Source organism: Rhodococcus sp. NPDC060086 (genome assembly GCF_042730275.1).
Lineage (GTDB): Bacteria > Actinomycetota > Actinomycetes > Mycobacteriales > Mycobacteriaceae > Rhodococcus.
Window position 1 is genome coordinate 54423 of sequence record NZ_JBHWWZ010000003.1, and the last position, 24399, is coordinate 78821.

The 24399-nt window shown below is 65.7% G+C and carries 19 protein-coding genes; 6 read left to right on the plus strand and 13 right to left on the minus strand.

The genetic code is table 11. The features are described 5' to 3' along the window. Positions 1 to 19 precede the first annotated feature (19 nt). Entirely contained in the window at positions 20 to 1153 is a 1134-nt protein-coding gene (locus ACFWB0_RS03085; RefSeq protein WP_378488959.1) for a nitronate monooxygenase, read from the minus strand. A 159-nt stretch (positions 1154 to 1312) separates the two neighbouring features. Here ACFWB0_RS03085 and ACFWB0_RS03090 point away from each other — a divergent pair, with 159 nt between their 5' ends. Both ACFWB0_RS03090 and ACFWB0_RS03095 read left to right on the plus strand, forming a co-directional pair. Continuing rightward, the gene (locus tag ACFWB0_RS03090) at positions 1313 to 2545 is read left to right on the plus strand and encodes a DUF222 domain-containing protein (protein WP_378488960.1); all 1233 of its coding nucleotides are present in this window, start codon (positions 1313 to 1315) and stop codon (positions 2543 to 2545) included. Positions 2546 to 2738: 193 nt separating this feature from the next. Then, a complete protein-coding gene (locus tag ACFWB0_RS03095; RefSeq protein WP_378488961.1) occupies positions 2739 to 4223 on the plus strand; it encodes an aldehyde dehydrogenase family protein in 1485 nt (494 codons plus the stop codon). A 34-nt stretch (positions 4224 to 4257) separates the two neighbouring features. Here the strand turns inward: ACFWB0_RS03095 and ACFWB0_RS03100 are convergent, their stop codons facing one another. The 7 genes from ACFWB0_RS03100 to ACFWB0_RS03130 are packed head-to-tail and all read right to left on the minus strand — an operon-like array spanning position 4258 to position 13626. Further along, entirely contained in the window at positions 4258 to 5502 is a 1245-nt protein-coding gene (locus tag ACFWB0_RS03100) for a CaiB/BaiF CoA transferase family protein (RefSeq protein ID WP_378488962.1), read from the minus strand. A gap of 24 nt (positions 5503 to 5526) precedes the next feature. Then, the gene (locus ACFWB0_RS03105) at positions 5527 to 7011 is read right to left on the minus strand and encodes an aldehyde dehydrogenase family protein (RefSeq protein ID WP_378488963.1); all 1485 of its coding nucleotides are present in this window, start codon (positions 7009 to 7011) and stop codon (positions 5527 to 5529) included. 9 nt (positions 7012 to 7020) lie between these two features. Then, positions 7021 to 8322 carry a homogentisate 1,2-dioxygenase gene (hmgA, locus tag ACFWB0_RS03110; RefSeq protein WP_378488964.1) on the minus strand — a complete coding sequence of 434 codons (1302 nt, stop codon included), beginning with the start codon at positions 8320 to 8322 and terminating at the stop codon, positions 7021 to 7023. Continuing rightward, positions 8319 to 9374: a lipocalin-like domain-containing protein gene (locus tag ACFWB0_RS03115; protein ID WP_378488965.1), complete on the minus strand. Its 1056-nt coding sequence runs from the start codon at positions 9372 to 9374 to the stop codon at positions 8319 to 8321. Before ACFWB0_RS03115 ends, hmgA begins: the two co-directional genes overlap by 4 nt. Positions 9375 to 9416: 42 nt before the next feature. Beyond that, positions 9417 to 10694, minus strand: coding sequence for an oxygenase MpaB family protein (locus tag ACFWB0_RS03120; protein ID WP_378488966.1), 1278 nt, complete (start codon positions 10692 to 10694; stop codon positions 9417 to 9419). Next, positions 10691 to 11851: an alpha/beta hydrolase gene (locus ACFWB0_RS03125; RefSeq protein WP_378488967.1), complete on the minus strand. Its 1161-nt coding sequence runs from the start codon at positions 11849 to 11851 to the stop codon at positions 10691 to 10693. The genes ACFWB0_RS03120 and ACFWB0_RS03125 overlap by 4 nt, the downstream gene beginning before the upstream one ends. After that, positions 11848 to 13626 (minus strand): multicopper oxidase family protein, encoded by a 1779-nt coding sequence (locus tag ACFWB0_RS03130; RefSeq protein ID WP_378488968.1) that lies wholly within the window; start codon positions 13624 to 13626, stop codon positions 11848 to 11850. Before ACFWB0_RS03130 ends, ACFWB0_RS03125 begins: the two co-directional genes overlap by 4 nt. Positions 13627 to 13813: 187 nt before the next feature. Here ACFWB0_RS03130 and ACFWB0_RS03135 point away from each other — a divergent pair, with 187 nt between their 5' ends. After that, positions 13814 to 14395, plus strand: coding sequence for a TetR/AcrR family transcriptional regulator (locus tag ACFWB0_RS03135; protein WP_378488969.1), 582 nt, complete (start codon positions 13814 to 13816; stop codon positions 14393 to 14395). Between the two features lie 15 nt (positions 14396 to 14410). Here the strand turns inward: ACFWB0_RS03135 and ACFWB0_RS03140 are convergent, their stop codons facing one another. Next, positions 14411 to 14935, minus strand: a complete 525-nt coding sequence (locus tag ACFWB0_RS03140; protein WP_378488970.1) for a hemerythrin domain-containing protein — start codon at positions 14933 to 14935, stop codon at positions 14411 to 14413. Between the two features lie 79 nt (positions 14936 to 15014). Between ACFWB0_RS03140 and ACFWB0_RS03145 the strand changes: the two genes are divergently transcribed. Further along, positions 15015 to 15737, plus strand: a complete 723-nt coding sequence (locus ACFWB0_RS03145) for a helix-turn-helix transcriptional regulator (protein WP_378488971.1) — start codon at positions 15015 to 15017, stop codon at positions 15735 to 15737. After that, positions 15734 to 18301 carry a multicopper oxidase domain-containing protein gene (locus ACFWB0_RS03150; protein WP_378488972.1) on the plus strand — a complete coding sequence of 856 codons (2568 nt, stop codon included), beginning with the start codon at positions 15734 to 15736 and terminating at the stop codon, positions 18299 to 18301. Before ACFWB0_RS03145 ends, ACFWB0_RS03150 begins: the two co-directional genes overlap by 4 nt. 7 nt (positions 18302 to 18308) lie before the next feature. On the opposite strand, the gene ACFWB0_RS03155 is transcribed toward ACFWB0_RS03150, so the two are convergent. Both ACFWB0_RS03155 and ACFWB0_RS03160 read right to left on the minus strand, forming a co-directional pair. After that, positions 18309 to 19421 carry an NAD(P)H-dependent flavin oxidoreductase gene (locus tag ACFWB0_RS03155; protein WP_378488973.1) on the minus strand — a complete coding sequence of 371 codons (1113 nt, stop codon included), beginning with the start codon at positions 19419 to 19421 and terminating at the stop codon, positions 18309 to 18311. Positions 19422 to 19430: 9 nt separating this feature from the next. After that, a complete protein-coding gene (locus ACFWB0_RS03160) occupies positions 19431 to 21101 on the minus strand; it encodes an acyl-CoA synthetase (RefSeq protein WP_378488974.1) in 1671 nt (556 codons plus the stop codon). A 78-nt stretch (positions 21102 to 21179) separates the two neighbouring features. On the opposite strand from ACFWB0_RS03160, the gene ACFWB0_RS03165 reads away from it, so the two are divergent. Further along, positions 21180 to 22016 (plus strand): crotonase/enoyl-CoA hydratase family protein, encoded by an 837-nt coding sequence (locus ACFWB0_RS03165; protein WP_378488975.1) that lies wholly within the window; start codon positions 21180 to 21182, stop codon positions 22014 to 22016. A 115-nt stretch (positions 22017 to 22131) separates the two neighbouring features. On the opposite strand, the gene ACFWB0_RS03170 is transcribed toward ACFWB0_RS03165, so the two are convergent. Beyond that, a complete protein-coding gene (locus ACFWB0_RS03170; RefSeq protein ID WP_378488976.1) occupies positions 22132 to 23088 on the minus strand; it encodes a hypothetical protein in 957 nt (318 codons plus the stop codon). Positions 23089 to 23298: 210 nt separating this feature from the next. After that, positions 23299 to 24336 carry an LLM class F420-dependent oxidoreductase gene (locus ACFWB0_RS03175; protein ID WP_378488977.1) on the minus strand — a complete coding sequence of 346 codons (1038 nt, stop codon included), beginning with the start codon at positions 24334 to 24336 and terminating at the stop codon, positions 23299 to 23301. Positions 24337 to 24399: the final 63 nt, after the last annotated feature.

Below are 24399 nucleotides of genomic sequence, written 5' to 3' on the forward strand. Positions count from 1 at the left end.
ACCACGCACGGGCGGAGTTCTATGCGTTCGCGGCGTTGTTCAGTCGCTCGAGGGTGCCTGTCGCGTCGAGGTACTCCTGGACCCACCGTTCGATGACCGCGGAGGTCTTCTCCACCTTGGTGAACTGGCCGACGACCTGGCCCACCGGGTTGAACGCGACATCGACGGACTCGTCCGGGTACTTGTGGGTGGCGGCAACAGCCATGCCGGAAACCATGTACTGCAAAGGCATGCCGAGCGGCTTCGGGTTCTCGTCCTTCTCCCACGCCTCGGTCCAGTCGTTGCGCAGCATGCGGCAGGGCTTGCCGGTGAACGAACGGCTGCGCACGGTGTCGCGGCTGCCTGCGTTGATGTAGGCATCCTGCTGGACCGCCGTGTTCTCGGCCTCCTCGACCATGAGCCATTGAGAACCCGACCAGACGCCCTGCGTGCCCAACGCCAGCGCAGCGGCGATCTGCTCGCCGCTGCCGATGCCGCCGGCTGCCAGCACAGGAACAGGCGCGACCTCCTTGACGACCTGCGGCCACAGGACGATCGAGCCGACCTCGCCGCAGTGTCCGCCGCCCTCGCCACCCTGGGCGATGATGATGTCGACTCCGGCATCCGCGTGCTTACGGGCCTGGTACGGGGAACCGCACAGCGCCGCAACCTTGCGACCCGAGTCGTGGATGTGCGCGATCATGTCGGCAGGCGGAGTACCGAGCGCATTGGCGATGAGAGTGACCTTCGGATGCTGCAGCGCGACCTCGACCTGAGGCGTGGCGGTGGCCTCGGTCCAGCCGAGAAGTTGCAACGCGTTATCGTCGTCGTCCTTGGGCACAGGAACGCCGTGGTCGGTGAGAATTCCACGGGCGAACTCCAGGGTTTCCTGCGGCACCATCGACTGCAGCATCTTCGTCAGCTCGTCGGCGGACAGGTTGGAATCCATGCCCTCGTACTTGCCCGGAATCACGATGTCGACGCCGTAAGGACGGTCGCCGATGTGGTCATCGATCCAGTTCAGCTCGATTTCGAGCTCTTCGGGTGTGAAGCCGACGGCACCGAGGACGCCGAAGCCACCGGCCTTGGCCACGGCGACGACGACGTCGCGGCAGTGGGTGAATGCGAAGATCGGGAACTCGATGCCGAGTTGGTCGCATAGGGGTGTGTGCATTCGGCACTCCTCGAGAAGAGACGGTGGGCAACTGAAACAAGTTCCACCTTAGGTGCACCGCGCCCGAATGAACATGCCCCGCAACACCGAAATGACTGGCATAGAACAAATGTTCGCAGGATACTTGCCAGTCGAATATTTGTTCTATACAATTCGATCATGGGTGGGGATACCTGGAAATTCGATGACAAGCAGCTGATGGCCGAGACGCTCGCCGTCAGCGCCGAAATCCATACGTCGCAGGTGCACCGCGTGGATCTGATGATCGCGATGTACGAACGCGACACCGTCAAAGAACACGGCTACCGCAGCCCCGCGCACTGGTTGTGCGCAGCAACGAATCTCGAGATCGGCGAATGCCACCGCATCGAATCACTGGCAAAGTTGCTGAGACTCGAACCTGAAGTTCGCGACGCCTATTCCTCCGGCCTGCTCGATGCGGAGAAAGCCCGGCAGATCGCGTACTTCTGCCAGCACTACCCCCGCACCATGAACCCCTGCGACTTCGAGAAAGCCCGCGACATCCTCATCGAGCACGCCTCCGACACGGTCGCCACCAAAGCCACCGTGCGGGCGTTGATCCGCAGACTCGAGCATCTCTTCGGCACCGGAGAGGGACCACCACCTGGTGAAGACTCCTCGCGCAATGAACTGTTCGTCTCCACCACCCTGCACGGACGCGTCGTCATCAAAGGCGAGTTCGACGCCGTCACCGGCGCCCGCCTCCGCCACCTCCTCTCGCCGCTGGCCGCACCAAGACCCGAGGCCGGAGGCATCAAAGACGACCGCCCCGCGTCGAAGCGCAACGCCGATGCCTTCGATCAACTCCTGCAGTGCGTCGAAACCGCCGGCCTCGTCCCCGTCGAGGGCGGGGTGAAGCCACACGTGACGGTCACGGCATCGATCAAAGATCTGACGAACAACACCGCCGTGAAGGAACTGTTCGCTCACTCACCCGAACACGGGTACGCGACCGAACCGTGGGCGGGTCCGTTGTCGATCGACGCTGCTCGGATGCTCGCGTGCGATTGCCAGGTCACCCGGATCCTGCTCGACGAACACGGCGTACCGCTGGCACACGGGCGGACGCACCGGACTGCGACGACGGCACAACGTCGAGCCCTGGCCGTCAGAGATGGCGGATGCGCCTTCCCGCACTGTTCGACACCGCCGGCCTGGGCCGATGCCCATCACCTGACCCATTGGGTCGACGGCGGCGACACCGACCTCGACAACCTGGTGCTGCTCTGCGGTCATCACCACAGGTTGATGCACCACACCGACTGGGAAGTCGAAATGACTGACGAACGTCGGCCACAATTCATTCCGCCGGCGAGTGTCGATCTGTTCCGTAGGCCGATACCGGGAAGCAGGCCGGATCTGGTCGCGTAGTTCCACAACAGAACACAAAGCAGGCACCGTCACCAGGGCACACGTGTGCCCTGATTGCGGTCGTGACCGTGTCTCGACGATTTCGCTGAATCACCTCGCCATCGATGACGTCCGTATAGTCTCGCGACCGATTCCCCGTCTTGATGTCGCGACATTGGCAAGCCCCCGAACGCGTACAACCGAACGGAGCGAAATGACGTCAGTACAGGACGACACCGGAATATTGGCCGGCGACGATCGCATGCTGATCGACGGCGAACTACAACACACCGGAAGCGGCGCACTATTCGACGTGATCCATCCCGGCAATGGAGAAGTCGTGGGCAGCGCCACCGACGGCACCGTATCCGACATGGAACGCGCTATCGGCGCCGCCCGCCGTGCATTCGACACGACCGAATGGTCACGCGACGTCGAATTCCGTTACCACTGCCTGGGCCAGCTTCACGAGGCACTCACGAGGAACATGGAGCGCCTGCGGCGGATAGTTGTGACGGAAGTCGGTTGCCCCATCGGGGTCACCAGAAGCCAGATCGAAGAGCCGATCGAGGAAGTGAAGCACTGGGCCGAATACGGCCGGAGCTTCGACTATCTGCAGGACACGGGAAGGCACTCCACCGTGATGGGTCCGGCGCGACGGCTCCTGCACTTCGACCCCGTCGGGGTCGTCGGCGCAATCACCCCGTGGAACGTGCCGTTCTATCTCAATGTCGCCGAGACGATGCCGGCTCTGATGGCAGGCAACACCGTCGTACTCAAACCGGCGCAGCTCACCCCGTGGTCCGGGAGTGAACTGGGACGGATCGTGGCCGAGGAGACCGATATTCCGCCAGGCGTCTTCAACGTCGTGCTGTCGAACGCCAACGAGGTGGGCGCGGCGTTGTCGGCAGATCCGCGGGTCGACATGATCACGTTCACCGGGTCGACAGCGACCGGACGAGCGATCCTGGCCGCCGCCGCACCCACGGTCAAGAAGACGATGCTCGAACTCGGCGGAAAATCGGCCCACATCGTGCTCGACGACGCCGACCTCAGCGCGTCCCTTCCCATGGCCGCCGTGATGGCGTGCGTGATGTCGGGGCAGAGCTGCATCCTGCCCAGCCGGATCCTGTTACCGCGCAGCCGCTACGACGAAGGCATCGCGGTGCTGAAGGCCACGATGGAATCGTTCCCCGTGGGCGACCCGTGGGTCGCCGGCAACATGCAGGGCCCGCAGATCAGCGAAACCCAGCGTCAGAAGGTGCTCGGCCTGATCACCGACGGTGTCGAATCCGGCGCGACCCTCATCACCGGCGGTGGCATTCCGGAGAACCTGCCCACGGGCTACTACACCCAGCCGACGCTGCTGGGAAACGTCGATCCCGACTCCCGCATCGCGCAGGAGGAGATCTTCGGCCCGGTGCTCACCGTGACCGCCTACGACACCGACGACGAGGCCGTTGCGATCGCCAACAACTCGATCTACGGACTGTCCGGTGAGGTGAGCAGCGCCGACAACGATCGGGCGCTGGCCGTCGCACAGCGCATGCGTACCGGCAGTGTCACCGTCAACGGAAACTCCTTCTTCGGAATCACGAGCCCGTTCGGTGGCACCAAACAGAGCGGTCTCGGCAGGCGCAACGGCACGCAGGGTTTCGAGGAGTACCTCGAAATCAAGACGATCGGCCTCCCAGGCTGAACGAGGAGCCGAATCTCTTCGGACGACACCGCCGCTAGATGACACCGCGTTCGCGCAGATCGGCCCGCTCGTCCTCGGTCACGCCCAACAGCTCGCCGTACACGGCGGCGTTGTCGTAACCGGCGATCGGCGGGCCGGCGCGACGCACCGATCCCGGAGTGTCCGTCAGGCGCGGCACCACACCGGGCCCGAGAACGTCGGCGCCGGTGCGTTCGTCGCGATGAGGTACCAGCATGTCGCGCGCCTGGAACTGCTCGTCGGCGACCACTTCGGCCACCGTATTGACCGGCCCGGCAACGACACCGGACTCCGAGAGATGTTCGAGCAGCTCGGCGAGCGGCCACTTCGCTGCCCACGCTCCGATGAGATCGTCCAGCTCGTCCTGATTGGCGCCGCGTGCCAGATGGTCGGCAAACTTCGCGTCGACGGGCAGTTCGGGACGATCCATCGCTGCGCAGAGACGCCGGAAAACGGTGTCCTGGTTGGCGGCGATGATGATCCACATGTCGTCGGAGGTCCGATACAGGTTCGACGGCGCAATACCTTCGAGGCGGGTGCCGGACGGGCCGCGCACCACCCCGGCAGCGTCGTAGTCGGGGATGACCGACTCCTGGACCGCGAGGCACGCCTCGGTCAACGCGACGTCGACGATCTGCCCGCGACCCGTGCGTTCGCGGCTCAACAGGGCCGCAAGCACGCCCTGGACCGCGAACATGCCGCCGAGCGTGTCGCCGAGGGACAGTGCGAGGCGCGGCGGAGCCTGCCCCGGGTAGCCGTTCAGATGCCGCAGACCGCTTTCCGCCTCCGCGACCGATGCGTATCCGGCGTGCGAGGCCTTGGGCCCGGTCTGCCCGTATCCGGAGACCCGTGCGAGCACGATGCCCGGGTTGACCTCGGAGAGCACGTCGTAGCCGAGTCCCCACTTCTCGAGGGTGCCGGGACGGAAGTTCTCGACGACGACGTCGGATTCGGCGACCAGCCGGCGGAAGAGGTCCTGCCCGTCCGGCGAACGGAGATCGAGGGTGATGCACCGCTTGTTGCGTGCGTGCACGGTCCAGAAGAACCGGTGACCGTCCCGCTCGCCCTGCCCCCAGGTGCGCAGCGGGTCGGGACGCGTCGGGTCCTCGATCTTGATGACGTCGGCGCCCATGTCGCCGAGCAGCCGCCCGGCGAACGGCCCGGCGATCAGGGTGCCCAGTTCGAGCACTCTGATCTCCCCGAGTGCACCTGTGGAGCCGGCCTTCTCCGCCGACTCGTTCTGCGTATCCGCGTCAGTCACTCGGTGTTCCATTTCTGTCCGGGATCAGTAACCGAGGTGAACCGTCTTCTCCTCGGTGAACGCCTCGAGACCGCTGCGTCCGAGCTCACGCCCGATGCCGCTGGCGTCCCGACCACCCCAGGGTAGTGCCGGATCGGGCACACCCCAGCCATTGACCCACACCGTTCCGACCCGCAGCTGCGGAATCACACTGTGCACGGTGGAGAGATTCTGGCTGAAGATGAAGGCGTTGAGACCGTACTGGGTCGCATTCGCGAGCCGCACCGCTTCCTCGGTGGTCTTGAACGTGATGACCGTGGCGACCGGCCCGAAGATCTCCTCGCGCGCGATCGTCAGATCGTTGGTGCCGCGGAACACGGTGGGCTGCACGAAGAAGCCCTTCTCCCCCACGCGGGTGCCGCCGGTGAGCAGCTCCGCCCCCTCGCTGCGGCCCTTCTCGATGTATCCGAGGATACGGTCGAGCTGCTTGCGGTTGACGATGGTGCCCTGGGTGGTACCGGCGTCGAACGGGTCGCCGATCACTGCGCTACGCGCGAACTCGACGAGTCCCTCTATGACCTGGTCGGCGATGGATTCGTGCACGATCACGCGGGTGCCCGCGGCGCACACCTGGCCCTGGTGGTAGAAGTTGCCCATCGCGATCCACGGCAGTGATGCCTCGAGATCGGCGTCGGGGAAGATCAGCTGCGGGGCCTTGCCGCCCAACTCCAGGGTCACCTTGCGGAACTTCTCCCCCGCCAGCGACGTGATGGTCTTGCCCACGGCGGGGCTGCCGGTGAAGGTGATCTTGTCGATGCCCTGGTGTGAGGCAAGCGCGGCCCCCGCCTCAGGCCCCACACCCGGCACGACGTTGAACGCGCCGTCGGGCACGCCCGCCTCCGCGAGCAGATCGGCGAGCTTCAGCACGGCGAGGGAGGCGTCCTCCGCGGGCTTGACGACGACGGAGCAGCCCGCCGCCAGCGCCGGGGCGATCTTCCACGCCGCGACCACGGTCGGGTTGTTCCACGGCGTGATCGCACCGACCACACCGAGCGGCTGACGGAGGGTGAAGCCGAAGCGGTGTTGTGGCCCGACGTCCGGCAGGATCATCGCCTCACCGGCGATCTTGTCGGCCCAGCCCGCGTAGTGCCGGAACGATGCAGCGGCGGCAGGAATGTCGCCCGCGACGGTGTCGGCATACAGCTTGCCCATCTCCGCGGTTTCGAGCGCCGACAGCTCCGGCGCATGCTGTTCGATGAGATCGGCGGCGCGGGAGAGGATCCTGCCCCGCTCGGCGCCCGCCATCCGCGACCACGCACCCGAGTCGAACGTGTCGCGGGCGGCGTCGACGGCGGCATCGATGTCGTCGGCGCCGCCGCGTGCGATTTCGGCCACCACTTCTTCGTTCGCCGGGTTGATCGACGAGAACTGCGCGCCGGACCGGGCGGGGACCGCCCGGCCGCCGATGCGCAGCAGCGGTTCCGGCAGAACCACCGGAGCCGGAGTGACGGGAGCTGCAGTGTCGGTCATGAAGGGCTCCTATTTCGAGGGTGGGGTGAAGCGACGTTCCAGTCCGGCCCACGACGAGTCGTAGTCGGGTTGACGATGGGATGCAGACAGTGCCCTCTCGGTGACGGCGAGGGCGAGGCGGGTTTCGAACATGAACGACGTCGTGTTCTCGAGTTTCACCGGCGCCAGCTCTGCAGCGGACGCGAGATCGAAGGTCTCGCGGTCGGGTCCGTGTGCGCCCCACTGGTTGTGCAGCGAGGCTCCGCCGGGCACGAAGCCTTCGGCCTTCGAATCGTGTCGACCGCGGATCAGCCCCATGAACTCGGTCATCACGTTGCGGTGGAAATGCGGTGGCCGGAAGGTGTGTTCGCCGACGACCCATCGGTCGGGAAAAACACAGAAGTCGACGTTGGCCTGTCCGGCGACCGGCGTCGGCGAGGTCAGGACGGTGAAGATCGACGGGTCGGGGTGGTCCCACCCTCCCGTCGTCATCACGTTGAAGCGCGACAGATCGTATTTGTAGGCGCCGTGCGTTCCATGCCACGCGACGACGTCGAGCGGCGAATGGTCGAGTTCGGTGGCCCACAGGTGACCCCCGAATTTCTGTACCAGCTCGACCGGCCCGAGACGATCCTCGTACCACGCTGTGGGGTAGAGGAAGTCGCGCGCATGAGCGAGCCCGTTGGCGCCGATCGGACCGAGTTCGGGCAGTCGATAGGCGGCTCCGTAGTTTTCACAGACGTACCCGGTGGCCGTGCCGTCGAGCAGTTCCACCCGGAACCGCACACCCCGTCCGACGACGGCGATCTCCCCCTGCGAGATCGCGAGCCTCCCGAATTCGGTGCACAGCAGCAGCCCGCCCTCTTGCGGGACGAGCAGCAGCTCTCCGTCGGCGTCGACGAAGTACCGGTCGGTCATGGATACCGACGCCGCATACATGTGTATTGCAATGCCCGTCCGGTCGTGCACGTTGCCGTTCACGGCGTAGGTCGTGATGCCGTCGACGAAATCGACCCCGGCGGGCGGCGCAGGTTGCGGATCCCACCGCAGCCTGTTCGGAGTCAGTACCGTCGCGGCCGACGGCGCAGACACCCAGCCGCGGTCATCGATCCGCTCGAACGGCCTGTGCGCGGCCGACGGCATGATCCGGTAGGTCCAACTCCTCGTGTTGATCTCACGCGGCTCGGTGAACGCGGTTGCAGAATGCTGCTCGGCGTACAGCCCGTACGGGGCTCGCTGCGGCGAATTCTGCCCCCACGGCAGCGCTCCCTCGACCGCTTCGCTGTGGTGTTCGTTGCCGAACCCGTGCAGGTACTCGAGGTCAACCGTCATGCCAGGGCTACCATCTCGTGCAACGTCGAACCAGAACGATCGTATTGTTCGCCGTCGATGGTGACGGTCATGGTGAAATCGGAACGGAACCGGAAGTAGCCCGGACGACCCACGAGCCAGTGCACGAGCGGCTTGACGAGCTTGCTCGACGCGACGGGAATGTCCTCGAGGAGATTGTGGGCGTGGACGATCTCACGAACCGTCAGCGTCAGCTCGAGTGAATCGGCGACCGTGATCCGCAACCATGACGGATAGGTGCGGTCGGCGACCGGGTCGTAGACGGCAGGACCCTCCGTCATCTCGACCTCACCGTTGCTGAGGACCACTTCTCGCCCGTGCGCGATCATCACCGGCTGCGACCAGTGCGCCCCGTATTTCTTCTGGGTCTGCACCATCGCGTAGACCAGGGAGAAGTCCTCGGTGTAGAGGCGGCCCCAGTACCACTTGGAGATGATCCGCTTCATGTCGCCCACGCCCCAGTTGTGGTCGTGGTAGCCGCGGCCCGTCACCTCGGTGGTGACGCCGTCGACCGTCACCGTCCCCGCGACACGTGCGCGGGGTGCGCCGACGACCCACGCGAAGAACTCGCGGTCGTTGTAGCTGGTCTGTCCGCGGCCCGGCATCCACGGCGGCACCTCGACCGTGAAGGTGAGGTCGAAGGCGAGATCCTCCTCGGTCACCGACACGCGATAGACGGGCAGCCCGTCTTCTTCGCCTGTCAGCTTCGCGAAGCTGCGACCGACCTCGACGTCGCACCGATCCGCCGACACGGTGAGATCCGAGTCGGAATACTGTTTCACGACCGTCCGGCGCTCACCACCGGCGCTGTAGACGTGGATCTCGACGCCGGGCTTGCGATGCACCAGCTCCCGGGTCTGCAGCATCGCGACGACGATGCGGCCGTCGTCGAGATGCGCGTCGAAGTACCAGTGTTCGAATGCGTGCTTGTCGGTCGACGGGTGAGCACCGTTGTCGCTGGGGACAACCTGGGTGATCTCTCCGTCGCGCCTTCCGGGACCGTTCCAGGCCTCGACGATCTGCAGTGCCGCCATTGTTCCTCCGGTGTGTGTGGATTCAGCGCCGTATGTGGGTAGTCAGCGCCGTAGTGCGCCACTGGCGTCGAATTGTGCTTCTCGCCCGTCCATCTGGGCGCGGTACCAGTTCTCGCGATGCGCAACCATGATCTTCTCGTGTACACCGGCGATCCCGGGGACACGACGTGCGAACTCCATTGCGGTGATGAGCGGGAACCTCACGATCGGGATGACGAGCCACGGAAGGACCGTCGGCATCGAATATTTGCGACGCGTACCTGGACCCATGAACATCGCCGAGTAGACCGAGTTGATCCGGAAGTTGTATGCCGCCCGGAGTCTTTTGCGTCCCCGCTGACCGTCGCGGGGCGCGAACGCCTTCGGGTACGACTCGATCAGCTCCTTACCGTGATCGCCCGAATCGTAGGAACGGGACACGACGGTGGTGAGCAGCGTGCGGATACTGTCGCCGATCGTCTCCGGATACCAGTCGATGCGCACGCCGAGCAGGTACCCCATGTACTTCTGGAAGTGGATGAGCGCGCGTATCTCTCGCGGAGTCGTCTGATAGCCCAGGGTCCACAGGGCGAGGCCCGGAGTCAGGCTGCCGGCGATGAGGGTGAGCAGCATGTAGGTCTGGCTGATCGGTAGCCCCCACTTCTCCTCGTCCCATTCGGGATGCTTCGCGACGCGGTCGCGCACCGACACGTGCATCACACGTACCTTGAGTGCCGTTGCGCGCCCGACCGATCCGGGGGTGAGCAATGCGCCCGGCTCGGAAACGTCGCACCAGAATCGACAGGTCTCGAGGTAGCGGCGCAGAGCGTTGTCGCCCGCGTAGCCGCCGGCGAGCGACAACGGGGTCGCGACAGCGGATTCCGTGTAGATTTCGAGAGTTTCGGCCCCCGCGAAGCTGAACAGCATTGTGCCCCAGCGTCGCCAGATCTTCGCGCCTTCTTCGACGAGTTCGGGTTGCACCCAGCCGGGGACGGTCTCGAACTCCTCGAACAGCGCCTTCATCGCCTCCGGCGCATCCGGCACGGTATCGATACCGTCGGTCAGCGCCGCATCGAGCAACTCCCGCGTCTTCTTCGGGCCGAGATCGCCGTGATAGACCTCCCCGACGAACCGTTCCGCGGTGGGGTCGCCGCTGAAGAGATCGTTGCACAGAGCACGGGCCGTCTCGTCGTCGTGCAGGATGTCGAAACCCGTGACCTTGCGGATGAGGTTCCGGACCCGCGCCACGCCCGGACGCTCGACGGCCTGCCAATAGGGAAACCGACTCGGGCAGCGGTCCTGTGCCGGTGGGATCATCCTCGCGTCGAGTGTCCCGGTCATGGCGTTGCCTCCTCGAGAACGGTGCGGCGGACCCAGCCGGTGATGCGGCCGACGACGTCGTCGAGGCCACCCGGCTGGTCCACCAGGTAGTGATTGAGTCCGCGCATCTCGATCAGTTCGGTGTCTCCGCCCAGCGCCTGGTGCATCAGGCGCGAATCCTCCGCGAACGCAGCCTGGTCGCCGAGCAGGCTCATCACCATTGCCGGTGCGTCGACGTGCACCAGGTCTTCGAGGGCGTCGGCGTTGGTGCGGTCGGAGCTCCATGTACTGAGCCAGCTGCGCACCGTCACGAATCGAGCGAGGCCGCCCGCTGCGGTGTTCGCGGCGGCCGGGTCGCCGTACATGCTCCCGAGCTCGCGGTCGCTGGGATCGAGGGTGATGTCGACGAAGCGCGGGTCGGCCACAGTGCGGTGCACGACGAATCCTCGGTCGGATGCACCGGTCCGGTCCATCTCGTCGAGCTGGTCGAGCGCCCACGCATCGATGCGGCGCATGCGGGCAAGCTGCGCGTCGCGGTAGCCGGCAACCCAGTCACGGTCGAGCGGTGCGGCCCTGCCCGGTGCGTAGAGATCGAGTTCCGGGTCGACGCGGTACGGGTCTGCCTCGTCCAGGACCGCGCCGTCGATCCAGTGCCGCAGTACTCGTGCGCGTCCGGGGTGTGCGCCGACGAGCAGCACCGCATCGGCGGGACGCAGCTTCGCGTCGGGGAAGGACGCCGGGTCGCCGGCCGGTGTCTCGGTGACAGTGGGGTTCTCGGCCTGCGACTGATAGAACGACGCCAGCGAGCCGCCGCCGCTGAAGCCGAGCAGCACAACCTTCTCGAAGCCCAGTTCCTCGGCCATCCAGCGCACGCCGGTGCCGAGATCGAATGCCGCGCGTTCCATGATCAGAGCCGGTTCGTTCGATGCGTATCGGGTGTTGAGCCCCATCGCGGGAATGCCTGCATTCGCGATCGCGCGGAGCAGGAAGTGGCTCAGGAAATTCGATGCCGGGTGACACATGATCACGCCCACCTTGCGTGAATATCCCGGTGCGGCAACCAGGTTTCCGTGAAGGGTCGGATAGTGCCTGCTCAGCCCTGAGTGCATCTCGACGCGGCCGTCGGACGCGGGTTCGTAGGGAATGCGCTGGAAGTGGTCTACTACTTCATAAGTCATGGCACCGTCCGATATTCGAGCATCATGTCGTGGTCTTCGTGGTCGAGGATGTGGCAGTGCCACACGTATCCCTGTAGTTCACCGCCCTGTAGTTCACCGCCATGCAGTTCACCGTCACCGTGGTGCGGCATCACATGCGCGTGGTCGTCGAACGTGTGCACCGCAGGAGAAAAGGTCGCGTCGGGGTCGAAGCCGAGTTCTTCGGCTGTCGGGAAGCGCACCACGATGCGCGTGACCGAGTTCGGATTGCAGATCACCGTGTCCTTGAAACCCGTCTCCCACGGTTCGGGGCCGCGAAGCGGTTCGACGACGAACGGGTCGGCGTCGGGAGTCCACTTGATACCGAGCGGCCCCTGCGGATGCCGCGCGCACATCGCGAGGGTGTTGATCGCTTGGCGCCCGAGAACGCGGAAGGTCACGAGGTGCAGGTGGATCGGGTGCGGGTCAGGGGTGGCGTTGACGATGTTCCACTGCTCGATCGCGCCCTGCCGGGGTGTCTCGATGTCGTCGCTGTCGAAGGTGAGGTTGTTGAGCGACATGATCGACGGAGGCAGTCGAACATCCGACGGCTGGCTCAGCGACACGTTGCGTATCGTCTGGGGCACCGGGATCGGACCCACCACCGGGGGTTGCCCACGCCCGCCGCGCAGTGTCTCCGGGACGGGGCCGGCGAAACCTCGCTGCGTCCCGACGCGGAAGCGCATGAACACCGGCATCAGGACCGCACCGATCTGCGCGGCCTGCGGCGCGGCAGGTTCGGTGTTGCGCAGTTCGACCGTCGAATCGGGTTCGAGGGCACCGAAATCGACGAGGATATCGACACGTTCACCCGGCGAAAGCCGCACGCGGCCAGTGTGAACGGGGGCATCCATCAGGCCGCCTTCCATCCCGATCACCCAGAACTGCATACCGCCGGAGAAGTGCAGATCCCAGACGCTGAACGAGGCCGCGTTGAGCAGTCTCATGCGGTACAGGCCGCGGTCGACGCGGGCTTCGGGCCAGATCTTGCCGTTGACGACGCCCACGTCGCCGACGGCTCCGCCTTCCCATCGTCCCTGGGGAACGACGGGTGTCGAGCGGATGCTCTGTGTGCCGTCTCTGTTCACGATCTTTTCCTGCAGGACGAGGTCGAGTTCGTGTGCGCCCGTGGGCAAGCCCAGCGGGTTGCCGGGCTCGCCGGTGTCGTATTCGTCGCGCAGCAGATACAGCCCCGCCAGACCGGCATAGACGTTGAGCCGGGTGACGGCCATCGCGTGGTCGTGGTACCACATCGTGGTGGCCTCCTGCCGGTTCGGGAACCGGTAGGTGTAGCCCTGGCCGGGGCGCGAGATCTGCTTCGGGTGTCCGTCGAACTCGGGCGGCGTGACGCCGCCGTGCAGGTGCATCGATGTGGGCACCGCGGTGCGGTCGTGTTCGGAGAGCCCGTGCAGTGAGGTGTCGAAGTCGGCGGCGAAGGGGTGCGATGTGATGCGGTTGCGGTAGTCGATCGTGGTTTCGCGCCCGCGCCTGGCGACGACGACGGGTCCGAGATAGCTGCGGTCGCCGTAGGCGAGGGCGGGGCCCGGGGCGAGGTCGCGGTGGAAGCTGTGCGATGTGGTCGTGGCATCGATCGACACCGTCGCACTGTCGATACGCGGGAGTACGGGCAGTTCATCGACGAACGGTTCGAGTCGCGGCGAATGAAACAGCAGCGGATTCGAAATGCCAGGCCCCTCGGCAACGGCCCGTCCGCCGCCGAACACCAGTGATGCTCCCCCGCCTGCCCCCAGAGTCATTCCGGCCAGAAGTGTTCTGCGACTGATTCGTTGCATCATGCGCTTTCGTGTCGATCCCACCCAGATTGACAAGAACACGACGGATCGTGACGGCCCTCACAGTACCATACGGTACGGTTTGGTCAATGCGCCCATCTCATTACCCGACGTGTAATCTCGCACCAGCGCAGAACAAGGAGAAGTGGTCGTGACTCGGCAATCGGAGAAGAAGAATCCCGCCTCCACCCGCCGGCCGCGGCTCTCGCTCGACGACTGGACCGACGCGGGTCTGCAACTGCTTGTCGCCGAGGGCCGCAACGCGGTGAAGATCGCACGGTTGTGCACCGACCTCGGTGTCACCAAGGGCAGCTTCTACTGGCATTTCACCGACATCGACGAGTTGATGCATGCCATCGCCACCCGCTACTGCTCGCACGACAACGACACGCTGCGCGGACTGACGAGTATCGAAGAGATGCCCGTCCGCGACCGTCTCGCGCACATGGGTGCGACGCTCGTCGAGGACCGCGCCTGGGCCACCGAGGTGGCGATACGCGACTGGGCTCGCACCGACCCGCAGGTGGCGAAATCCGTGCGAGCCCTCGACCAGCGCATCATGTCGGTAGTCGAGAACGCCTTTCGTGAACTGGGTTTCGACGACCGCGAAGCGCGGATCCGCGCAGGCACCCTGGTGTATGCGGGTATCGGCTTCGTCTACGGTCACGACAACCTCACCACACCGACGGCCGACGAGATCCAGGACCTCGTCGCGATCCTCACGCGGATGTAGCCGCCGAAATTCGAGTCAGGCGCACGCGTGACTGTCGCCCTCCGGTTCCGCATTCGCGCCCAGCAGTTCGTGCATACCGTCCAGAATGCCGGCCAGTGAGACGTCCGGATCTGCGGCGACGAGCGGGAGGATCCGGTCGTTCTCGTCGACGAGGTGCGCTTCGAACACCACCCTCAACGCGTACGCGGCCGCAGCTGCACGCACCGGATCGGGTTCCTTCGCAGTCCGGTCGACGAGACCGCCGAGGACACGATGCACGGCGATCATGGATTCGACGAGCAGCTTCGCCTCACGGCGGCCGGCCGCCGCAGGGTAGAGCGCGCGCTCTTCCGCAGTTGCGTGCGGCAGCACGGTACCGGTGAGATAGTCGACCATCGCACGACGTCGTGCGTCGACATCCTTTCCGGTGGAGGCAGCGTCGAGCAATGCCTCGCTGAGGATCGCGATGCGTCCCGCGAGTTCACTGTGGTGGCTCTTGACGGCATCTACAGCACGCGCATCCTCTGCGCTGGTGGCAACGACGACCTGGTCGGCACTCATGGACGGCTCCTCTCGGTGGCGCCGCGATAGGCGTGCGGCGGGGTGGCCTTTCATCGATCAATTTACTACAGTTATTCCCGTGGAAAATAGGGAACTTCGACCCGGGCCGCACGCGACACCGACACCGGCGTCGCATCTCGCACTGTCACCCCAACGGATCACCGTCCTCGACGATGTCCGTGCCCACGCCCCCGCGCGCATCAACGACATCGCCGAGCGACTCGGTCTGCACGCGAACACCGTGCGCGAACACCTCGACGCACTGGTCGGCCACGGCCTCGTCGAACGCACCACCGAACCGGCCCGAGGACGCGGACGTCCCGCCAAGGTGTATCGGCCCATGCCCGCCGCCGATCCCGCCCTGTCCGGTCGCGACTACGCAGGACTCGCGACCGCTCTCGCCGGGCACATCGCCCGTACCAGCAGCGACCCGGAAGGCGACGCACGCGCCGCCGGACGGGAGTGGGGCCGCGAACTCGCCCACGAATCCGACTGCGACACCGACGATCCACACGCTTACGCTCTCGACCTGCTCACACGGCTGGGGTTCGCTCCACACGACCGCGGACCCGCGCTCGGTGTCGCGCTGCCGATGTGCCCCCTGCTCGACGCCGCGCGCCGCTACCCGACCATCGTCTGCCAGGTCCACCTCGGCATCGTCGAGGGCGCGCTCGAAGAGATCGGCGCACCGACCGGCCCCGGGCTCGACCTTCTGCCCTTCGCCGAACCCGGCGCGTGCCGGCTCTTCCTTCCCGATCCCACAGTTCCCCCGGTGTGCTGCAGTCCGCGGAGCGACTCGTGAACGAGCGTGGAAGCTGGCATCTTCGCGCCGGCACGGTGGTTGCCGCGTGGTTCGCGGCACTGGTCGTGGTGTCCGTCGCACACCGATGGGTTCCGCAATCCGGTTGGCTCCTGGTCCATCTGCTCGGACTCGGGGCCGGAAGCAACGCGATCCTGATCTGGAGCGGACATTTCACCGATGCCCTGCTCCGGCGCCCTGCCGGAGGTACCCGCCGCGCCGACACTGCGCGGCTGATCGTGTTCAACTCCGGTGCAGTCGCGGTCATCGCCGGCATGCTGACCGGATGGTGGCCCGCGGCAGTGGCCGGTGGGTGTGTCGTCGCAGGGGTTGCCGGATGGCACGGGACAACACTGCTGCAGCGTCTGCGGGCCGCGCTGCCGTCCCGATTCGGGCACACCGTGCGCTACTACATCGCTGCGGCGTCCATGCTGCCGATCGGTGCGGGGATCGGAATCGCCATGGCGAATGTCGGTCTGCCCAGCGAACTGCACGAGCGGCTCGTGCTCGCTCACTCGGCCGTCAACGTCCTGGGCTGGGTGGGGTTGACGGTGCTGGGCACCCTCGTCACCCTATGGCCGACGATGCTGCGGACCCGCATGGCGGCGCGTGTCGAAACCGCAGCGCGGCGCGGACTCCCGGCGTTACTCCTCGGTCTCACAGTGGGAGTCGTCGGTGCAATCGCGGGCATACCCCTCGTCACAGCCACGGGAGCCCTCGGATATCTCGCTGCCGCAGCCTACGTCCTCGAACCACACCTCGACGAGATCCGCCGCAAGCATCCCGCCGATTTCGCGACGTTGTCTGTGCTCGCGGGCATCATGTGGCTGCTCGGCTCACTCACGTACCTCACGGTGGGACTGGCGACGGCATCGACTCCACTGGAAGCGACCGAGACAGCGGGGTCGGTGACCGCAGCGCTGCTCGCCGGCTTCCTCGTCCAGGTGCTGCTCGGCGCCCTCACGTATCTCGTTCCTGTCGTCATCGGCGGTCGTGCCGCAGTGCAGGGAGCGATAACCGAACTCGAGCGCGGCGCGCCGTGGCGCCTGTCGATCGCCAATGCGGGTCTGCTAGTGTGTGTCCTGCCAGTGCCGAGCCTCGTGCGAGTCGCGTGTTCGGTGCTCGTTCTGGTGGCGTTCGCGTCGTTCCTGCCGTTGGCCGTACGCGCGGTCCTGGTCGCCCGGCGCCTGCGTGGGATGCCGTCGAAACCGGGCCGTCCCGAACCTGTTCCGGCACGCAGACGCATCCGGGCCGCGGCAGCGGGCGTGGGCGTCGTCGTCTTCGCCGCGGCCGCCGGTATCGCGGCCGATCCGGCCGCCGTCGGTATCTCCACCGCCGATACCGGAAACGTGACGGCGAGTGGGCACACCACCGAAGTCGAGGTGCGGATCGAGGGCATGCGATTCGTTCCCGACGTCCTCGACGTGCCGATAGGGGATCGCCTGGTGGTCACGCTCGTGAACACCGGCACCGATCGGCACGACTTGGTTCTCGCCAACGGCGCCCGCACCGGTCGCATCGATCCGGATGAGACTGCGACGCTCGACGTCGGACTCGTAGGAGGACAGGTGGACGGATGGTGCTCCGTTGCCGGGCACCGCCAGATGGGAATGACGCTCACCGTGCAGCCGACCGGTGCCGTCGACGACCGTGTCCACACCGAACACCGGCCCGATGCCCAAGCAGTTTCCCTCAACTCGTCCGACGTGTCGCGGAGCCTCGGCGCGCACCCCGATGCCGGCTTCGTCGCGCACGATCCGGTCGCGCCTGCAACGTCGGCCGATCACCGGATCACCTTGGCCGCAACGGACGAGCAACGTGAAGTCGCGCCCGGGATCACGCAGCGCCTGTGGACATTCGGTGGCACCGCCCCTGGTCCCACACTTCGAGGGAAGGTCGGTGACATCTTCGAGGTCACCCTCGTCAACGACGGGACCATCGGTCACTCCATCGACTTCCACGCGGGTTCGCTGTCCCCGGACGAACCGATGCGCACCATCGAGCCGGGCGAATCGCTCGTCTACCGGTTCACCGCGACCCGCGCGGGAATGTGGATGTATCACTGCTCGACGATGCCGATGTCACTGCACATCGCGAACGGGATGTTCGGTGCGGTCATCATCGACCCGCCCGACCTGCCACCGGTAGACCGCGAGTACGTCATGGTGCAGTCGGAGCTGTATCTGGGACCCGAGGGCGGTGAAGCCGACGCCGACAAGGTCGTCGCCGACAATCCGGATCTGGTGGTGTTCAACGGATATGCGAACCAGTACGACCATGACCCCCTGGTCGCCGAGGTCGGCGAACGCATCCGCATCTGGGTGCTCGCCGCGGGACCGAACCGCGGATCGGCGTTCCACATCGTCGGCGGACAGTTCGACACCGTCTGGTCGGAGGGCGACTACCGCCTGCAACCGGGCACCGGAGGAAGCCAGACCCTCGGATTGTTCCCGGCCCAGGGAGGGTTCGTCGAACTCGAATTCCCAGAGCCGGGACACTATCCGTTCGTGTCGCACTCGATGGTCGACGCCGAGCGCGGTGCTCACGGCATCGTGGAGGTCCGATGAGCGGGTACTACCTCGCCTGGTTCAGCCGCTCGACCGCCTTGTCGTAGCCGTCGACGAGTTCGGTCATGATCTCCGCGACGGGGCGGATCTCGTTCATCCGTCCGACGATCTGGCCCACCGGCATCGCCACGACCTCGGGGTCGTTCCCGGCCGAGATGCGCTGGTGTGCCTCGCTGACGAGGATGTTCTGCAGCGGCATGGGCAGCGGCGACGGCGCGTCGGGCTTCGACCACGCTTCGGTCCACTTCGTCTTGAGCAGTCTCGCCGGCTTGCCGGAGTAGATGCGCGACCGCACGGTGTCGGACGAGCTCGCGCCGAGCAACGCCCGCTGAATCGACGACGGCCCGTTGGCCGCAGAACCGAGCTTGTACTCGGCTGTGGTCAGCCAGTACGAGCCCATCCACACGCCGGAGGCACCGAGCGCAAGTGCTGCAGCGACCTGCCGACCCGAACCCACACCGCCCGCGGCGAGAACTGACGCGGAATCCCCTATGGCATCGACGATCTCGGGCCACAACACCATCGACGCAACCTCACCGGTGTGGCCACCGGCCTCGTAGCCCTGAGCGATGACGATGTCGACGCCGTTCTCGACATGTCGTTTCGCATGGTCGACGGCGCCTGCCAGAGCCGCGACGGGCACTCCCTTCTCGTGTGCGAGATCGATGATGTCCTTCGGAGGTGATCCGAGAGCGTTGGCGATGAGCGCGGGGCGATGTTCGAGTGCTACGTCGACGTGTGAACGCGCGACCGAATGCAGCCAGCCCAACACCCCCGTGGCGTGTTCGGCGTCGTCACCGAGCGGTGGCACTCCCAGCTCGCTGAGGGTGCGGTCGACGAACGCGCGATGTTCCGCCGGGATGAGACTGTCGAGGTCGACGGCCGTGCCCTCCGTGGGTACCTTCGCCGGCATCACGATATCGACACCGTACGGTTTGCCGTCGGTGTTCTCGTCCATCCAGGTGAGAACCGCGTCGAGTTCTTCGGCATCGTTGAACCGGACGCAACCCAGCACTCCGAGGCCACCCGCCCGGCTGATGGCCGCTGCGACGTGTTCGGACGGCGTGAACCCGAAGATCGGGTACTCGATGCCGAACTTCTTGCTGAGATCTGTCTGCATGGCGGTCCTTTATCCTGCTGCGGCGGTGTCGTTGACGGCAGCGCTGTTGCTGTAGATGTCGTCTGCCGGACGAGTTTCGGTCTGTTCCTTCGCCCATCGGTAGTCGGGCTTACCCGCCGGTGAACGCTTGACCTCGTCGACGAACCAGAGGCTCCGCGGCACCTTGTATCCCGCTATCGAGGCGCGGGCGCGCTCGACCAGTTCGGCCAGGGCGGGACGGGTGCCCTGGCGCACCGCGACGACCGCAGCAACGCCTTGACCGAATCGCTCGTCGGGGACACCCACGACGAGAACGTCGAACACGTCGGGGTGCCCCTTGAGGGCGGCCTCCACCTCTTCGGGGTAGATCTTCTCGCCGCCACTGTTGATCGATGCCGAGCCACGGCCGAGCATCGTCACCGTGCCGTCGGCCTCGACCTGCGCGTAGTCGCCCGGGATGGAGTACCGCACGCCGTTGTACTCGCGGAACGTCGCCGCCGTCTTCGCTTCGTCGTTGTAGTACCCGATCGGGATGTGCCCCTTGCGGGCGAGCAACCCCACCTTGCCGTCGCCCGGTTGCAGCGGAGTGCCGTCCTCGTCGATGACGTCGGTCGACGCGTCGATCTTCACCGTGGGAGCACCGACGTGCGCCTGCCCCTTCTGGACCACGCCGATACCGGAGAAACCGGTCTCGGACGAGCCGATGGAGTCGGTGATCATGCAGTTCGGGAGGAGCTCGAGGAAGCGCTCCTTGAGTGCCGGGGAGAACAGTGCGGCACTGGACCCCATGAAGTACATCGACGAGAGATCGTACGGCTTACCAGTTTTCGGGTTGCCCTGCTCGAGCGCGTCGATCATGGGGCGGCCCATCGCGTCGCCGGTGATGAAGATGACGTTGACCTTGTGTTCTTCGATGACACGCAGCGTGTCGTGGCCGTCGAACTCGGGGTGCATGACGAGCTTGCCGCCACCGAACAATGCCTGGAACAGCGCCCACTGCGCACCGCCGTGAATCATGGGCGGAATCGGGAAGCGCACCATCGCGGGATTCGCGGCACCTGTCTTGGCGAGTTCCCACTCGTCGGCCACGTATTCGCCGGTGAGGAAGTTGATGCCGCCACCGAGGACGCGCCACACGTCTTCCTGGCGCCACATCACGCCCTTCGGTTTACCGGTGGTGCCGCCCGTGTAGAGCATGTAGAGGTCGTCGGGGCTGCGCTCCTCGAAATCGCGCTCCGGTGAGCTCTGCGCGAGCGCCTGCTCATAGTCGGCTCCGCCGTAGCCGGAGTAGTCGAGTTCGGTGCCGTCGTCGACGACGAGGACCGTCTTCACGAGCGGCGTCGTCGGCAGGACATTCGCAACTTTGTCGGCGTACTGACGCTCATGGATGAGCGCCACCATGTCCGAATCCTCGAAGATGTGCTGCAACTCGTTCTCGATGTATCTGAAGTTGATGTTGACCATCACGGCGCGGATCTTGAACACCGCAACCATCGCCTCGACGGCCTCGATGGTGTTGCGGGAGTAGATCCCCACCTTGTCACCCGGCTTGACGCCGTGTTCGCGCAGGTAGTGGCCGAGCCGATTGGTCCGGCCCTCCAACTGCGCATACGTGAGTTCGCGACCGTCCGACGCGAGTGCGACGCGGTCGGGGACGAGGTCGATGGCGTGCTCTACGAGGTCTGCGATGTTAAGGGCCACGCCATCAAAATAGAACGTGTTATCGTTTCTGACAAGACCCGGAGTGAGATCCAGTTCACAACACATCAGGAGTTCTCAGTGTCCCCTACCGCCGCCACCGGCGCTGCCGAAACTTCGGACATTTCGGAGCGCGCTCCGCACTGCCTCGTCGAACAACGCGGGCACACCCTGATCGTCACGATGAATCGCCCCGAAGCACGAAATGCCCTGTCCGGCGAGATGATGGCGATCATGACCGAGGCGTGGGACCGCGTCGACAACGATCCCGAGATCCGTGTCGCGATCCTCACCGGTGCAGGCGGAGCCTTCTGCGCGGGCGCCGACCTCAAGGACATGAACAAGTCCGCGCCCGGCGACAAGTTCGAAGGTGGCGGCTGGGACCTGTCGCGACTGCCGGCACTGCTCAAGGGTCGTCGGCTGAAGAAGCCGCTCATCGCCGCAGTCGAGGGCCCCGCAATCGCAGGCGGCACCGAGATCCTCCAGGCCACCGACATCCGGGTCGCCGGCGAGAGCGCGAAGTTCGGCGTATCCGAAGCGAAGTGGGGCCTGTTCCCGCTCGGCGGCTCTGCAGTGCGCCTCGTCCGTCAGATCCCGTACACGATCGCCGCCGACATACTGCTCACCGGCCGCCACCTGAAGTCGCCCGAAGCCAAGGAGATCGGGCTCATCGGGCACGTCGTCCCGGACGGTCAGGCCCTCGACAAGGCCCTCGAGATCGCCGAAATGATATCCGCCAACGGACCGGTCGCGGTGCAGGCGATCCTCGAAACCATCCGCCGCTCCGAAGGACTCCACGAAGAGGAGGCCTTCCGCATCGACGCAGAACTCGGTGCTGCGGTGTTCAAGAGCGCCGACGCGAAGGAGGGCCCCCGTGCCTTCGCCGAGAAGCGCCCCCCGAAGTTCACCGGCGCCTGACCATCCCCCACCTCACCCATCTCCCCCAACTCCCCCCAACTCCCCCAACTCCGAGCGAATGAATCCTTCGTCTCGATCAAGAGAGGCAGTGTGCCATTCGTTCGGAGTGGGACAGTCAATTCTGCGGCAGAAGTAACCGGACATCGGGTCGCGGGCGCGACGCCGCCAGCTCGTAATGCCGCCGAAGTTCCTCCAGCACCCTGCCGGGAGCGTCGCGGAGGGCGCTCGGCACAGTCGACAAGACGATGATCCCGGCGCTTTGCATCCGAGCACGGCGTTCGACGGTCCGCTTGTAGTCGGCCGGCGACAAGTGCCACGCGAGCGAATCGATCTCCCACGCCATCGCGACGTCGTCGACCCAGCCGTCCGGCCGCGCAATGAATTTGCCGGCCGCGTCCACCACGTCGAAATTGAAGTGCATCTCGGGCAAGCCGCTGCGGAGCCACAGTTCGCGTGCCGTTGCCTCCGGGACGGAATGGACGTTCGCTGAAACTTCGCGGAGCACCTTCCGAGGCAGGGCTGAGCCTCGGTCACTGCCTTCCTCCAATTCCTCGATCAGCGCTGGCACCGTCACTTTCCCGCTCTGCACGACCTGCGCAATCAATGCACGTGACGAATTCAGAGTCGTGCACCGACGTGAAGCATCGAGAACCGCACGGACGAGTGGGGCGCACCGGAGCTGCTGACGGATAACCGGCTCCGGAAGTCGATGGGAGCGCTCGACGACGACGAATCCCTTCGACTGCTTGCGTCGCTCAGCGGGTAGCAGCAGATGCGCTTCATGAGTCGAACTGTCGAATCCGTACTCACGCAGCGCCGCGCGACCCGTGAGCATCGCATCGCGCCCGCCGTATTTCAGTGCTGCGATCCCGCGCTGTCGCGGCGACAGGGACCCATTGCCCAGGTAGAGGATCCCCGGCAACACACGCTGCCACGGACCGCCCGGTTTGCATCGCAGATGTATTGCCGACCCAGACACTCCGACCTGACGCAGTGCGGCGTCGGCGACTATCCCGCGGTCCGCGATCTTCAGCAACGCTTCCGGGTCTTCCGCCCACTCTCCTCGTCTCATGAACAGCCACGGTGCAGCACTCGTACCCGGCCCGGTGCTCGGATTCGGTCGTACTGCCAAATCTGTGGATGGATCTCTGACCTGTGGATAACCCCGAATCCCACCCGATGCGGCCCGACCGCGCCTGCCCCCGCTGAACGAATGGCGCATTGCGTCTCTTGATCGAGACGAAGGATACATTCGCTCGAATCCGCCGGAGGCGGAAACACTTCAGCCCAGCACGACGTCGGCGAGCGACTGCACGTGCTCGGCGTCGCGGCACGAGACCAGGAGCATCGTCACCCCCGCATCCGCCCACCGCTTCACACCCGCACGAACCTCGTCGTGGTCGCCGACGATCATCGTCTCGGTCACCATCTCGTCGGGGATCGCTGCAGCCGCCTCGTCCTTACGACCCGCACGGAACAGTTCGGTGACCTCGTCGACCACGTCACCGTATCCCATGCGGCGGTAGACCTGCGCGTGGAAGTTCAACTCCGGGGCACCCATTCCGCCGACGTAGAGCGCCGTCACCGGCTTCATTCCGGCGATGGTCGCTGCACGGTCGTCGGTCACCACCACCTGGCAGGTCGCCGCGATCTCGAAGTCCTCGCGACTGCGACGCGCTCCCGGGCGGGTGAATCCTTCGTCGAGCCATTCGTTGTACATCGGGGCAAGGCGCGGTGAGTAGTAGATCGCGAGCCAGCCGTCGGCGATCTCCGCGGTGAGTGCGACGTTCTTCGGGCCCTCGGCGCCGAGCCAGATCGGAATGTCGGACCGGAGCGGATGCGTGATGGGCTTGAGCGGCTTACCGAGTCCGGTCGCGCCCTCGCCCGAGTACGGCAGCGGATAGTGCGGGCCCGCGCTGGTGACGGGTTCCTTCCGCGCGAGGACGTCGCGGATGATCGACACGTATTCACGGGTTCGGGCGAGCGGCTTGGCGAACGGCTGCCCGTACCAGCCTTCGACGACCTGCGGTCCGGACACACCCAGACCGAGGATGTGCCTGCCGCCGGAGAGGTGGTCGAGGGTGAGCGCGTGCATGGCGCAATTCGTCGGGGTTCGTCCGGAGATCTGCACGACGGAGGTGCCGAGCCGTACTCGCTCGGTCGCCGACCCCCACCACGAGAGTGGCGTGAAGGCATCCGATCCCCACGACTCGGCCGCGAAGACCGCGTCGAAGCCCGCGGCTTCGGCTGCAGTAACAAGTTCCGGTCCGTTTCTGGGCGGCTGCGCACCCCAGTACCCCAGTTGCAGTCCCAATTTCATTGCAGGCCTTTCAGGTCGGACGACGGGCCATGCCGCGCTGTTCACACGCTACTCTTGCCAGCG